Origin of the sequence: Methylobacterium sp. B1 (assembly GCF_000333255.1) — a bacterium.
Taxonomy (GTDB): Bacteria; Pseudomonadota; Alphaproteobacteria; order Rhizobiales; family Beijerinckiaceae; genus Methylobacterium; species Methylobacterium fujisawaense.
The window spans coordinates 1-14,147 of the sequence record NZ_BACT01000172.1 but is presented as its reverse complement, the minus strand read 5'-3'; the positions used below and the strand labels follow the sequence as shown (position 1 = coordinate 14,147).

Annotated in this window: 11 protein-coding genes; 10 read left to right on the top strand and 1 reads right to left on the bottom strand. The window is 67.7% G+C overall.

Annotated elements, in window-relative coordinates:
* A partial coding sequence (locus I53_RS04670) for a methyl-accepting chemotaxis protein (protein WP_043347203.1) occupies nucleotides 1-547 on the top strand: 547 nt, incomplete at its 5' end.
* Between the two features lie 36 nt (nucleotides 548-583).
* The gene (locus I53_RS04665) at nucleotides 584-889 is read left to right on the top strand and encodes a hypothetical protein (protein ID WP_251982217.1); all 306 of its coding nucleotides are present in this window, start codon (nucleotides 584-586) and stop codon (nucleotides 887-889) included.
* 1,880 nt (nucleotides 890-2,769) lie between these two features.
* On the opposite strand, the gene I53_RS04660 is transcribed toward I53_RS04665, so the two are convergent.
* On the bottom strand, nucleotides 2,770-4,221 hold the full coding sequence (locus I53_RS04660; RefSeq protein ID WP_043347199.1) for a carbohydrate porin: 1,452 nt from the start codon (nucleotides 4,219-4,221) through the stop codon (nucleotides 2,770-2,772).
* Nucleotides 4,222-4,906: 685 nt separating this feature from the next.
* On the opposite strand from I53_RS04660, the gene I53_RS04655 reads away from it, so the two are divergent.
* From I53_RS04655 to I53_RS04620, 8 genes are all read left to right on the top strand, one after another.
* A complete protein-coding gene (locus tag I53_RS04655; protein WP_043347205.1) occupies nucleotides 4,907-6,466 on the top strand; it encodes an ABC transporter substrate-binding protein in 1,560 nt (519 codons plus the stop codon).
* A gap of 56 nt (nucleotides 6,467-6,522) precedes the next feature.
* Complete coding sequence (locus I53_RS04650; RefSeq protein ID WP_043347197.1) at nucleotides 6,523-7,503, top strand: ABC transporter permease; 981 nt, start codon at nucleotides 6,523-6,525, stop codon at nucleotides 7,501-7,503.
* Nucleotides 7,503-8,423, top strand: a complete 921-nt coding sequence (locus I53_RS04645; protein ID WP_043347196.1) for an ABC transporter permease — start codon at nucleotides 7,503-7,505, stop codon at nucleotides 8,421-8,423. The genes I53_RS04650 and I53_RS04645 overlap by 1 nt, the downstream gene beginning before the upstream one ends.
* Entirely contained in the window at nucleotides 8,423-10,273 is a 1,851-nt protein-coding gene (locus tag I53_RS04640; protein WP_043347194.1) for an ABC transporter ATP-binding protein, read from the top strand. Before I53_RS04645 ends, I53_RS04640 begins: the two co-directional genes overlap by 1 nt.
* Before the next feature lie 105 nt (nucleotides 10,274-10,378).
* Nucleotides 10,379-11,137, top strand: a complete 759-nt coding sequence (locus I53_RS04635; RefSeq protein WP_043347193.1) for a DeoR/GlpR family DNA-binding transcription regulator — start codon at nucleotides 10,379-10,381, stop codon at nucleotides 11,135-11,137.
* Nucleotides 11,130-12,422, top strand: a complete 1,293-nt coding sequence (locus I53_RS04630; protein WP_043347192.1) for a Zn-dependent hydrolase — start codon at nucleotides 11,130-11,132, stop codon at nucleotides 12,420-12,422. Before I53_RS04635 ends, I53_RS04630 begins: the two co-directional genes overlap by 8 nt.
* Nucleotides 12,419-13,399 (top strand): phosphotransferase, encoded by a 981-nt coding sequence (locus tag I53_RS04625; protein WP_043347190.1) that lies wholly within the window; start codon nucleotides 12,419-12,421, stop codon nucleotides 13,397-13,399. Before I53_RS04630 ends, I53_RS04625 begins: the two co-directional genes overlap by 4 nt.
* 10 nt (nucleotides 13,400-13,409) lie before the next feature.
* Nucleotides 13,410-14,147: choline/ethanolamine kinase family protein (locus I53_RS04620; protein WP_043347188.1), on the top strand; the 738-nt coding region annotated here is incomplete at its 3' end.

Below are 14,147 nucleotides of genomic sequence, written 5' to 3'. Positions count from 1 at the left end.
CATGAGCAAGGCCCGCGCGACGAGCGACGAGGCGCATCAGCAGACCCAGGCGGCGGGCGACCTGACCCAGAAGCTGAGCGACACGGCCACGGCCATGAGCGGGATCGTCGGCCTGATCCAGAACATCGCCAGCCAGATCAACCTGCTGGCGCTCAACGCCACGATCGAGTCCGCCCGGGCCGGCGAGGCGGGCCGGGGCTTCGCGGTCGTGGCCCAGGAGGTGAAGAACCTCGCCAACCAGGCCTCGCGCGCCACCGATCAGATCGCCGGAGAGATCGGCAACGTGCAATCCGTGTCCGCGCAGGTCGTGGGATCTCTCCAAACGATCCTGACCTCCGTCGAGACCATGCGCGACTACGTGGTGCGCACGGCAGCCGCGGTGGAGGAGCAGAGCGTGGTCACCCAGGACATGTCGGCCAACATGCAGGATGCTGCCGGCGCGGTCGGCGCGATCGCGCAGAACATCGGCGCCATCGCGCAGGCGGTGGGCAGCGTGTCCCAGGCGGTCGAGACCACCAAGGGCGCCGCCCGCGTTCTGGCACGCTGAGAGGACGCTATGGCCCGCATCCAAAGACTTCCGATCATGCTCCAGGGCGAGGCCGCTCGGCGCCTGACCGATGACCTTGTCGCCGCCCTCGAAGCGGGCGAGGATCCAGGACCGCGTCAACACCAGATCGAAGTTTTGCGCAGGTCGATCCGCGAGGCGCTGCGGGTTTTGCCGATCGCGCTGGCCGCGGCAGCGGGAACACTCTCGTCGGACGACCCGACGCGGCGCACGGCCGAGCATGCGGTGCGCCGCTTCATGGATGAGGTCGAGGCGCTGGTCGCGAAGGTCCAGCCCGAAGCCTCGACCGATCCATCGCCGCGCGTCGCTGTCGCGACGCGCTAAGCGGCAAGACGCGGGGCGCGGTTCGGATCGCGCGGGCAGCGGGCGTTCATCTGCTCGCGGTGAGCGTCATCGACCCCAACGAGTTCCTTCGACGCCGGCCTGCTCGGCGTGTCGGCGATCCTCCTCATGTCGGTGTTCATCGACGGATCGCTCAAGCTCAACACTTAGTCCGATCGAAAATTTCGATTCAAATCAGACCCTATCAATGAAAATATTTCAGTCGCAATTCCGACGCATGATTCATGTCTACGCACCGTATAAAAATAGATAAATTGATCTGCTGTTTAGTCTATAGTTTTCAACATATAATAGATTTTAAGCGGATGTACATTAAAAATATCGCAGCATAATTGCCGCTATGACTGGATCGTGCGAACCGGGATGACTGTTGAGGTCAGGAGCCGAGCGGCTGTTGAGGATGATTTTCTGCGCTTCCTATCACGAACGGCGCTGCAGAGAAGCGGTCGTCATCGCTGGTTCTGCTCACGCCTCGTTGGGGACATCGCGACAGCCGAGCTGATTGCGTTCAGGTCTCGCCGCCATGATAGCGGGGGCTACGATTTGTCCGGCTCTGTCGTGGGGGCGGCGTTGGCTCCCATCCCTGTGCCATCTCCGTTCCCGTAGGGGTTGGCACACCGCCCGGGAGCACAGGAGCGCCTGAAGGCTCGTCCTGACCGTGTGCGAGGCCAGCTGCCACCTCATGGATGAGATCTGCAAAGTCGGAGCGCTTGCTGTGCAGGCGTGTGCCCGGCTGCAACTCGTCCTCGACTTCTGATCCGACCCGCGACGCGGCAATGATGTCGACATCGGACCAAAGGCGATGAACGAGGTGGGCACGGGCAACACCGTCGCCTACGATGCCGCGTCCCGTACTCCGAATGCTCACCGGGATCGGTCCTTCAAGCACCGCCAGCGCCTCGGCGGCTGTACGGACCTCTATGGCCTGAAAGCCGGCATACTCCAGCATGTCGGCCGTGACCAAACGGACAAGCTCGTCAGCCTCCGCGAGGAGAATGGCTGGAGGCCTGCTGTCGGACGCAGACGTGCACCGTGTAATCACGGCGGGAGAGCTCGCAGGCGTCAGGCAATGACGCCGGGTCCGAATCCAGGGAGCGCTCCTGATGCGCTAACTATTCGCCAGGCGCGATGCCCATGGTTGTGGTCGTTCGTCACCCCAGGGCACACCGAAGTCCGGCCAATCTCCCCCCAGCCGAAGCTGCCGGACGACCAATGAATGACTGCTTTCAGCAAGACTTAACGATTGCCCGCAGGGCCGACATGGGTCGTTGAGAGCTCGTCCGCTTTTTGAGTGCGCCTTTCCGGCAGCCGACCAGCTGCTTTGGCCAGACTGCGTCACGCCTGACCGCCCACGCGTGCAGGATCAACATTCCACTTGGCGCCCATCCTGGCTATTCTGAAGCCTTATCGACATTTCCAGAACGGACATCGGCTCGACCCATATCGCCGGTCAAACTGAGATCTCGAGCCGGCCGCCGTGTTTCGCTGAGCTGCCTTTCCCGAGAGGATGACTGAATTTCGAAGCATGGCATTGATCGTTCGCGAGATCGTGGCGCCCGGATGAACCAGGAACGCCTGCTCCGCCGTGATGCGCGCAGAGGCATGGACATGTGCAAGCTTGAATCGTGCCGGCTGCTCAAGATGCCAATGATGCTCCCCACCCGCGCTGGCTGCCTGCCTCTCCATTGTCCTTTCCCTGATGCGGCGGCAGATGACATTCCGTCTGCGCTTGGCGCTGTGTGACGGCCGCCTTAGCGATGTTCGCCTGCGGCCGGAATCGGTGCGGCGCGGCAGACAAGACTGTCACGCCGTCGCCGGAGAGGGTTTGGCCGAGCCGGTCGCTCGGCCAGAATTGGCAAGCCTCAGCCTGGAGCCAAGCCGAGCAGGGTGCCGAGTGGGACCGACAGGGTGAAGCCGCCGTAGAAGCCGTCCTTGGGGCGGCGCGCCGTGTAGGGATTGAAATAGGAATTGCCGTTCACGAGGTACTGGACCACCGGCTCAAGGATCACGCCGCCCGGCATGGCGAAATGGGCATTGAGCTCGAATACGAACTTGTCTCGGGAGAAGGGAGCGCCCGACCCGCCCGAGATGAAATTCGCGTCGGCGAGGAAGCGCGTGTAGTTCTCGTTGAGGCGCTGCCAGTTGATCTTGATGCCGTAGGTGTCGAGGGGACGGCCCTGGTCCGGCGCCTGCAGGAGCAATCCGACGAAGCTGTTGAAGCGGATCGGGATCGTCGGATCGAAGGCATATCCGGTTCCGGTATAGACCGAGATCGCGGTCGGGTGGGGATTGACCTCGCGTCCGCCATCGGCCCGCCAGAGGGTCTGCGTACCGGTCAGCACAATCCCGGACGTCCCGGATTTCTGGAGGACCGGCGTGCCGGGATTGAGGCCTTTGGACGTGCCGAAGACGGTCTTGAAGTTGTCGTCATGATCGGCCGAGTTGTAGAAACCCGTCAACGAAGCGCGTCCGGGATAGGCTTCCTGCGTGTAATCGGTCACGCGGCCGATCTCGAACATGGCGAGGGCGCCCGACAGGCGCTCATAGCCCCAATCGTAGCCCGAGAGCACGTTGGTTCCGGGATTCACGCTGAAGGCGCCGGCCTGGATGTACGTGGTCGGCGATGTCTTGTAGGCGAAGTTCGCCCCCCAGACCGAGTAGAGCGGCGAGGTCCAGCCTGCATTGAAATACAGGATGTCCTGGAAGCAGGAGTTGATCGAGTTGCAGGGCGGCAGGGCGTAATAGCGGCCCGGATGGGTGCGGCCGACCTCGATGACGAGGCGGTCGTCCAACAGCTTCTGCTGATAGGTCAGGAGCGACAGGCGGTTGTCGTTCGGATTGTAGGGCGGCTGATACCCGATCGTGGTATCGCCGATATCGCCGGCCATGTTGAGGTTGCGCACCAGGCCGAAGAGCGTCTCGGTGAAATTGATGCTGCCGCCCGCGATGCCGGCAAGCTTCTGCATGTCCGCCGTCATCGACAGGACGAAATAGGCGGAGTTCGATTGCTGCCCCGTGCGCAGACCCGCGGACGGGTTGGCTTGGTAGAAGTCGTACATGTTGATGTCGAAGGTGAAGCCGGCCGCCGCCATCTCGGTCGCCCAAGGCGCGAGCGGACCGACGCGGATTGGCGACGTCGCCTTTGCTGCGATATCCGGGTTCGTCCGCGCCTGCGTCTGGTCGCTCAATGTCTCCACCGGCGTCGCGGTCTGAGCCGCGGCCGGAAGTGCGGTCAGGCCCGATCCGAGCACGAGCAGGCCCAGGACCGCGCCGGTCCCGGATGGTGAGGCGAAGCGCGAAATGTCCCCGATCATCGTGATCTCCGTTCGGGGGTCCGGCCGGCGCATGCCCGGGCGCGGACCGGCCGCGGGGCGGCAGGCCGAGCGGCCGGGAGCCGTCGGGACCCATTCGGTGCCGGTGGTGTGACTGGTTCGGCGTTCTGCGCGCCTTCTCGATGACGGGCCGATCACGGTTCGGTCGTCAGCCGAATCCGGTCTCGCCGAAGGACACCGCTACTCTTGCGGGTCCGAGCTCATCGCTGCCTCAACGTGTCATGAGAGATTCTGCATCGTCAATGGGGCGTGCATGGTTTTTGTGGAGTCTGACCGAGTCGAGATGTTTCGGCCACAGTTGAGCGCGAGAGGGCGGCATCGGCCCGTCATGGTGGAACTGCGATTTAATCCCGCTACTTTTGCTGAAGACGCCGGAAAACCGTCTACTTTGCGTTGTATATTCGCGAGTTCGCGTCTCGGATCGGCTCGATACATGAAGTCGAGGGCGATTTTGCTCACCGCATGGGCATCTTCGGTGCCAACGGACCGATAATCGGCAGCGTGTTTACTCTGTGAGCACGGTGCTCACACGTCACGCACCGTCGCGTCTACGCGCGGCGATGATCGCGAGTCCGCCGTACTTCGGCGATGCACGACACTGGCACGTGGCTTGCTGTGTGGTTTTTGACCGATGTGTGTCGTCGGTTCGAAGGTGGAGGGCGACGGGATGGATCGCAGGCGGTTCCTTCAGCGGCTCGGTACGATCGCCGCGTGCGCGCAGATCAACCCCGACTTCCTGATCGCCTCGGCCTCCGCCCAGAGCGCGCGGCCTCTGGTCTTCCTGTCGGCGGAGAACATCACCGGGAACTGGGACCCGACGGCCCACACGACGCTCTCGCAGAAGAACATCGAGGGTTTCGTGATGGGATTCCTCACCCGCACACCGATGACGCTCGATGATCCGGGCAAGGTGGTCTACGAACTGGCGACCGACATCAAGCTTCTCGACCCGCACCGCCTGCAGATCACCCTGCGCGACGGGGTCACATTCCACGACGGGAAGCCCTTCAAGGCCGAGGACGTGAAGGCGACCTTCGAGTACGGCGCGCAGCCCGATCGACCGGCGCAATGGTATCCCGGACCGACCGACACGCTCACGATCACGACGCCCGACGACCGTACGGTGATCGTCGACACGACGAAGGGCGGCTACCCGGCGCACCTCTTCGTCTTCCTGGCCTCGTTCCTGCCGATCATGTCGGCGAAGGACGTGGCCGAGGGCCCCGGCGGCGTCCTCGCCAAGCGCCTCAACGGCACAGGCCCGTTCCGCTTCGTCGAGCAGCGCGGCAACACCACGGTGCTCAAGGCCCACGAGGGCTACTTCAAGGGGAAGCCGGCGATCCCCGGCATCGACTTCACCTTCACGGCGGATTCGACCACCCGGATGCTCTCCCTGATGAACGGGCAAGCTTCCATCGTCGAGCGCTTGGAGCCCGAGCAGGTCGAGACCGTCAAGGGCAACCCGAAGATCGCCGTCAGCCGGATCGTCTCGGTCGAGAACAAGTATCTGTGGTTCCGTTGCTCCAAGCCGCCGTTCAACGACGTCCGCCTGCGCCTCGCCGCCTGCCACGCGATCGACCGGAGCGTGATCCTCGATGTCCTCGGCTCCGCGGGCCACGCCTCGTCGAACTTCGTCTCGCCGGTGAAGTTCGGCTATGTCGACCTGAAGAACTATCCCGCCTACGACCCCGACAAGGCGCAGGCGCTGCTGGCGGAGGCCGGCTTCCCGAAAGGGAAGGGCTTGCCGCCGCTGGAATACATCACCTCGGTCGGTTTCTACCCGAAGACCAAGGAATACGGTGAGATCATCACCGCGATGCTGAACGAACAGGGCTTTCCGGTCACCCTCACCGTGCTGGAACCCGCGGCCTGGAACGAGCGCCTCTATCATCGCCCCGGCGGCGGGCCGGGCCACATGATCGATTGCGGCTGGTCGACCGGATCGCCCGAGCCCGACTTGGTGCTGCGCACGCATTTCCACGCGTCCTCGCACCGCATCACGGGTCTGGAGGATCCGGAGGTCGACGCGAGCCTCGACAAGGAGCGGAACGCGCCGACCCTGGAGGCGCGCAAGACGATCCTGCAGACCGAGACCATGCCGCTCCTGGCCGCCAAGGCGCCGGCCCTCTCGCTTTTCACCTCGGCGATGATCCACGCGATGCAGGCCGACCTGAAGGGCCTCTTCATCTATCCCGACGGCTCGATCGACGCCGCGCGCACGGCCTGATCTGCACCCCATCCCCGCCGCCTCCGGCGGCGCGTCACCCGTAGCCCCATCGCCCGATGTTCGTGCTCAGCTTCCTCGCCCGGCGCCTCGCGCAGGGGGCGATCATCATCACCCTGGTCTCGCTCCTGATCTTCACGCTCCTGCGCGTCGTTCCGGGTGACCCGGTGCGCCTGATGGTCGGCGGGATGGCGCCGGATTCCCTCGTGGAGCAGATCGCCAACCGGATGGGCCTGCGCGATCCGATCCTGGTCCAGTTCGGCCGCTACGCCGGGCAGGTGGTGCGCGGCGACCTCGGCCACAGCTTCGTGCGGCCCGCCAACGGCGCGGCCACGGGCGGCGCGAATTTCGACGACGCGACCCGGGCCGAGCGCGCGCCCGTTGCCGCCCTCATCGGCGAGGCCCTGCCGATGACGCTGCAGCTCGCTGCCCTGGCCCTGGCCTTCGCCCTGGCCTTCTCGTCGCTCGTCGGCATCGCCGCGGGGCTGAGACCGGGCGGCCTCGCGGACAGGTTCGCGTTCGCGGTCTCGTCGATCTTCATCTCGCTGCCGAACTTCTGGCTCGCGATCGTGCTCGCGCTGCTGTTCTCGGTGAAGCTCGGCTGGCTCCCGGCGGTCGGCTACGGGGGCTTCTCCTACACGATCCTCCCGGCCATCGTGCTGGCGGTGGAACTGTCGCCGGTGCTGATCCGCACCCTCTCGGGCGCCGTGGCCGCCCAGATGGGCGAGGCCTATGTCGCGGTTGGCCGCATCCGCGGTCTCACGGAGACGCGGATCGTCGGGGCGCATGTCCTGCGCAACGCCGCCGTACCGCTGCTCAATCTCCTCGGCGTCCAGTTCTCCAGCCTGCTCGGCGGCGTGATCATCGTCGAATACATCCTCGACTATCCCGGACTCGGCCTGCTCACCATCAACGCCGTGCTCCAGCGCGACTTCCCGCTGATCCAGGGCATCGCCATCGTCACCAGCGCGATCTTCGTCGTGATCAACATCCTCGTCGATCTGGCCGCCACGATCATCGATCCGAGGCTCGCCTACTGATGGGCGTCGAGTCGAGCCTCACCCTCGGGTCCGTCCCGGTCGATACGGGACGCTCCCGCTCAATCGGGCGCCGTATCCTCGGACGGGCGGCCCGGGCGACCGGGTTCCGCATCGGCCTCGGTCTGCTCGGTGTCCTGGTCCTGGCCACCGTCCTCTATCCCGAGCTCAGCGGCCTCGATCCCGGCAAGATGGATGTCCGCGCCCGCCTGCTGCCGCCGCTCTTCGCCGGTCCGCACTGGAGCTGGGCGCACCCGCTCGGCACGGACCAGATCGGCCGCGACATGCTCGTCCGCTGCCTGATCGGCCTGCGCTACTCCTTCTTGATCGGCGTCGCCTCGACCGCGCTGACCCTCGTCATCGGCTGTGCGCTCGGGATGGTCGCGGGCTATGTCGGCGGCCGGACCGACGCGGTGCTCATGCGCATCACCGACGCGCAGCTCTCGATCCCCATGATCATCCTGGCGATCGCCGTGCTCGGCGTGTCCCGGCCGACGATCCCCGCCATCATCCTCGTGCTCGGGCTGTCGAACTGGCCCGTCTACGCCCGCGTGATGCGCTCCGTCGCGATGGCCGAGCGCGGTCGCGAGTACGTCCGGGCCGCGCAGGTCTCCGGCGCGAGTCATGCCCGGATCGTGCTGACGCTGCTGACGCCGCTCCTCGTGCCGCCGATCCTGTTCACGTCGGTGCTCGACATCGCCCGGATGATGATCTTCGAATCGACGCTGGGCTTCCTCGGTCTGGGCGTGCAGCCGCCGACGCCGACCTTCGGGAACATCATCGCGGACGGCCGGAAGTATCTGCTGAACGCGTGGTGGATCGCCACCATGCCGGGTGTGTTCCTCGGCCTGACGCTCATCGGCCTCAACCTGATCGGCGCGGCGTGCGAGCGCGCGCGCAACGCGATCCACGGAGGCGCCTGATGGTCACGCCGCCGGTCCTGTCCGTCCGCGACCTGAGTGTCGACCTCGCCGGGCCTGTCGCCGGGCGCCGTATCCTCGACGCCATCGCGTTCGACGTCGCGCCGCGGGAGATCGTCGGCGTGGTCGGCGCCACCGGCGCGGGGAAGACGGTCCTGGCGAAGGCCCTGGTCAACGGCCTCGAGCCGCCGCTCACGGCGCGGGGGACGGTGCGCTTCCGCGGGCAGGACATCCTCAATCTCGCCCCGCGCGCGATGCGGCCCCTGCGCCGGGAGATCGCCTATGTCGGCGCCAACCCGATGGGCGCGCTCGACCCCACGCTGCCCGTCGGCTACCAGATCGCCGAGAAGATGCGGGCCGTGAATCCCGCCGTCGCGGCGGCGGAGGCGCGCCGCCGGGTCGTCGCGCTGCTCGACGCGGTCCGGATACCCTCCGCCGCTCGGCGCTTCCACGATTACCCGTCGCAGTTCTCCGGCGGCATGATGCAGCGCGCGCTGCTGGTGGACGCGATGATCTCGGATCCGGCGCTCCTCGTCGCCGACAACGTCACCCAGCCCCTCGACGTGACCGTGGCCGCGCAGGTCATCCGCCTGATGCGCGAGCTCACGGAGCGCTTCCAGACGGCGATCCTGTTCGTCTCCTCGTCGCTTCCGGTTGCCCGGGAAGCCGCGTCGCGCACGCTCGTCATCGATTCCGGCCGCCTCGTCGAGGAGCAGCCGACCGAGGCCCTGATCGCGCGGCCGCGGCACGCCTACACCCGCGACCTGGTCGCCCAGATCCCGACCATCTGGACCCGCTCCCCCGCGTTGCCACGCACCGGCGAGCCTGCGTGCGACCGGTCCGAATCGAGCCCGGTCATCCGCCTGGAGGACGTGTCGCAGACCTACCGGGTGCGGGAGCGGGGGACCTTCGCGGGGACGAGCGCGCTCCGCGCCGTGCGCAACGTGACCTTCGACATCCACAAGGGCGACAGCTTCGCGGTGGTCGGTGAGAGCGGCTGCGGCAAGTCGACGTTGATGCGCCTGCTCAGCCGCCTGGAGCGCCCCAGCGGCGGCCGGATCCTGTGCGACGGGCAGGACATCGCGCCGCTCGCGGGACCGGCACTCCTCGGGTTCCGCCGCAAGCTCCAGCTCGTGCTGCAGGACCCGTTCAACTCGCTGCCACCCCGCACCGGCATCGGCGCGATGCTCGAGGCGCCCCTGCGCACCCACGGATGGCGGGATGCCGGCCGTATCCGCGAGCGCGTCCGCGCGGTCATGAACGATGTCGGCCTCAGCCCCGCGCTCTACGACGCGCTGCCCGTGGGCCTGTCCGCGGGCCAGCGCCAGCGCATCAACGTCGCCCGCGCGATGGTGCTCGAGCCCGAGATACTTCTGATGGACGAGACGCTCTCGTCGCTCGACCAGACCGAGCAGTTCCGGCTGCTCGCCCTGTTCGAGAAGCTCCAGCGGGCACACGGCCTCACCTACATCTTCATCAGCCACGACCTCGCGATGGTGCGCAAAGCCTGCAACCGCATCGCCGTCATGTACCTGGGGGAGGTCGTGGAACTCGCCGACAACGAGCGCTTGTTCTTCGATCCGGGCCACCCCTACACGAAGGCCCTGCTGTCGGCGATGCCGACCCTGGAGGAGCGCCGCTACCGCCCCGAGGAGTGCCTCCTCGACGGCGAGCCGCCGAGCCCGATCGACCTTCCGGCCGGCTGCGCCTTCCGCTCGCGCTGTCCCCGCGCCTTCGCGCCCTGCGCGGCCGAGGGGCCGCACCTCGTGACGCGCGGCGCGGGCGCGCTCGCCGCCTGCCACCGCGTCACGGCTCCCGGCGCGCGGCCGGTCCACGCCGACGCTGCAGGTTAACAGATGACGCAGTCCGATGAATTGCGGCCCGTCGAGGACCATGCCAACCCGTTCCTAGGTTGCGTCCCGTCACGAGGGATTACAACCCTGGGGAGACGGACGCCGATGAGTATAACCGAGCCGCGCCTGCAACTGATCCTGACGGAGTTGCAGCGCGACGGTCGCGTATCGGTCAACGAGTTGGCGAGCCGCCTCGGAATCAGCACCGAGACGGTCCGGCGCGACCTGCGGGACCTTGAGATGCGCGGGCATGCCCGCCGGGTCTACGGCGGCGCCGTCATCGACCAGAAGAAGGACGATCAGCCCTTCGACGAGCGGGCGCGCGTCGGCATGCGCGAGAAGGCGCGCATCGCGACAGCCGCCCTGGCGCTGGTGGAGGACGGCATGACCGTCTTCATCGATACCGGCACCACGACCCTGGCCTTCGCCCGGCAGTTGGTCGGCCGGCGGATCACCATCCATACCAATTCCATCGGCATCGCCACCCTGTTCGCCGACGATCCGCAATCGCAAGTGACCGTGCTCGGCGGCGAGATGAAGCCGCATTACCGCGGGCTGTTCGGCCACCGCACCGTCGCGGCCGTGCGCGAGCACGTCTACGACCTCGCCGTCATGGGCATCGTGACCGTGCATCGCGAGCACGGCTTCATGGATCTCGGCCAGGAGGAAGCGGTCCTGCGCCGCGCCGCCGTCGAGCAGACCCGGCGCTCGGTGATCCTGGCCGACAGCTCGAAATTCGGGCGGCTCGGCACGATCCGGACCCTCGGTCTCGGCGACGTCGACACGCTCGTCACCAACGCGCCCTTGGCGAGCGACTTCGCCGACGCCTTCCGACACCTGAACGTGGATGTGCTCCATGCCTGAGACACCGTCGCCGTCCTTCGTGCGGATCGATGCCGCTCGCCTCCACGGGATGATGGACGCCGTATCGCGCTTCGGTGGCGGCGGCGACGGGTCGATGACGCGCCTCGCGCTCTCGGCCCAGGACGGCGCCGCCCGCGACTGGCTCGGCGGCTGGTTCCGGGGGAACGGGTTCACGCCGCAGGTCGACCGGATCGGCAACCAGTTCGGCCGCGTCGATCTCGCCGGGGGCAACGCGCCGACGATCATGGTCGGCTCCCACCTCGACAGCCAGCCCAATGGCGGCCGCTTCGACGGTGCCCTCGGCGTCGTCGCGGCCTGCGAGGCGATCCGTGCCGTGCGTGCGTCCCTCGCGGAGCGCGGGCTGAGGTCGGCCTGCAACTTCGTCGTCGCCAACTGGACCAACGAGGAGGGCGCCCGCTTCCAGCCGAGCCTCCTCGGCAGCAGCGTGTTCGCCGGCCAGGCCGAGCTGGCCTGGGCCCTGGAGCGGCGCGACGGCGCCGGGATCGCGGTCGACGAGGCCCTGGCGGCGATCGGCTATGCGGGGACCGACACGGTCCCGGTGCCGGACGCGTTCATCGAGCTCCACATCGAGGGCGGCCCCGTGCTGGAGCGCGAGGGGAAGCGGTTCGGCGCCTTCACCCGCTACTGGGGGGCCACCAAGTACCGCCTCGCCTTCCTCGGCCGGCAGGCCCATACCGGCCCGACCCCGATGGCCGAGCGCCGGGACGCCCTGCTGGCGGCCGCCTACCTGATCGCCGACCTGAAGGACATGGTGGCCGATTACGGGCTCGACCTGCACACCTCGGTCGGGCGGCTGGAGGTCTTCCCGAACTCGCCCAACACCGTCCCGAGCGAGGCGGTGCTGTTCATCGAGCTGCGCTCCGGCGCGCCGGCGATCCTGGAGGAGGCAGAAGCACGGCTCAGGACATTCATCGCCGCGGCGGCGGCGCGGGCCGGCGTCGAATCGGAGGTCCGCGCCATCGATCTGCGGCCCGCGGGCGCCATGCATCCCGGCCTCGTCCGGCTCGCGGAGCGGGCCGGCGCCCGCAATGACGCGCCGCCCCGGCCCCTCGACACGATCGGCGGCCACGACGCGATCAGCCTGGCGGCGGTCTGCCCGGCGATCGTGCTGGCGGTGCCCTGCCGGGACGGGGTGATGCACCATCCGACCGAGTTCGCCGCCCCGGAGGATCAGGCCTTCGGCACCCAGGTCCTGGCCGACATGCTGATGCTGCTGGCCACGGAGGGTCTCGCGGCCCTCGGCACCGGGGGAGAGGTCCGGTGAAGGCGCCGGGCGCGCCCGACGGCGCTCACGAGCGACTGGCCGAGGAGGCTCTCGCGGCGATCCCTCTCCTGGCGAACCGGCCGGTCCGTTACGGCGTGGCGTGCCCGGGCGCGGCGTCGCCGTCGTACCACGGCGTCGAGTCGGCCACCTTCCTGGTGGCGCCGGCGCCGGATGCGGACCCGGACTACTTCCTCAAGGTCACCGAACCGGCCGCCGCCGCTCTCATCGACCCCGCCGCCGCGTTCGAGGCCGCGACGCGGATCGCCGCGCTGGGGCTCGGCCCCGAGCCGCTGCATCTGGCGCAGGCACAGGGGGCGATCCTGTTCCGCCGCCTCGGCCCCGAATGGCGCCCGGCCTCCCTCGACCGCCTGCGCCAGCCCGATGCCATGACGGCGGTGATCGGGGCCTTCGACCGCATCGGCGCCGGCGCACCGTTCGGCCGCCGGTGGAGCGTCTTCGACGGCATCCGGACCCTGCGCGCGGCTCTCGGCGCCGAGGGCGAGACCCTGCCGGCGGACCTGCCGCCGGATGCGTGGTTCCTCTTCGACTGGGGCGACGCCATCGAGGCGGCGCTCGCCGCCGCCGGGACCGGGTGCCGTCCGGCTCACGCCGACCCGCACGCCTCCAACCTGCTGTTCGCGCCGGACGGCGCGCTGCGCCTCGTCGACTTCGACATGGCCTGCGATACCGATCCGCATCATCAGCTCGGCGCCTTCCTCAACGAGGCCTGTCCGTTCGAGAGCGAGATGCGACTTGGCATCGAAATCGCTGAGGGGACCTGCCGGGCGGACGTGTTCAGCCGCTGCCGCGCCTACGCCGCCGCCGATGATCTGTACTGGGGTCTGCGGGCGCTCGCGATGGACCGTGTCTCGCCCCGGCGCAGCCTGGAGTTCCGGAAATATGCGAGCTGGCGACTTCTGCGCTGCCGCACGCGGGTCAGCCGCCCGGACTTCGAGGAAACCCTGAGGACGCTGTGAGGAGCGCGGCATGATCCCTTTCGGAGGCGGACGCACCGAGGCCGAGCGAGCCTTCGAGGCGACCCTTCACCGGGTTGCCCCGTGGCAGGGGCGGCCGATGCGCTATCGGCCGGTCCTGGGCGGCATCAGCAACACGAACTGGCGCGTCGAGGTCGCGGGCGAGGCGCACCCCTATTTCGTGAAGATGCCCGGGCGGGGCACCGAGATGTTCATCGATCGGGCCGCCGCCCGCGCCGCGAGCCGGCAGGCGGAGGCGATCGGCCTCGGCCCGCGCACCTTCGACTATCTCGACGCGGAAGACGTGGAGATCGCCGAGTTCGTGGAGGGCCGCCGGCCCTCGACCAACCGCGACTTCGCCGACGCGGCCGTGCGCAGCGAGGCGATTGCCCTCTACCGCCGCTTCCACGACGCGCCTCTGCTGCCGCTCACCAAGACGGTGTTTGACATGATCGACGAGCACGACCGTCAGGCCGTCGACCTCGGCGCGCTGCTGCCGCCCGATCAGGCTTGGCTCACCCGTCAGACGCGCCTCGCACGGGCTGCCCTGGAGGCCTCCGGCATCGACCTCGTGCCCTGCTTCAACGATCCGATGCCCGGCAACTTCCTGATCGGCGAGGACGGTTCGATCCTGCTGATCGACTTCGAATACGCCTCCAACAACGATCGCCTCTACGATCTCGCGATCTGGAGCGGAGAAATGTTCTTCTCCGAGGACGTCGATCGCACGGTGATCGAGATGATTTCGGTC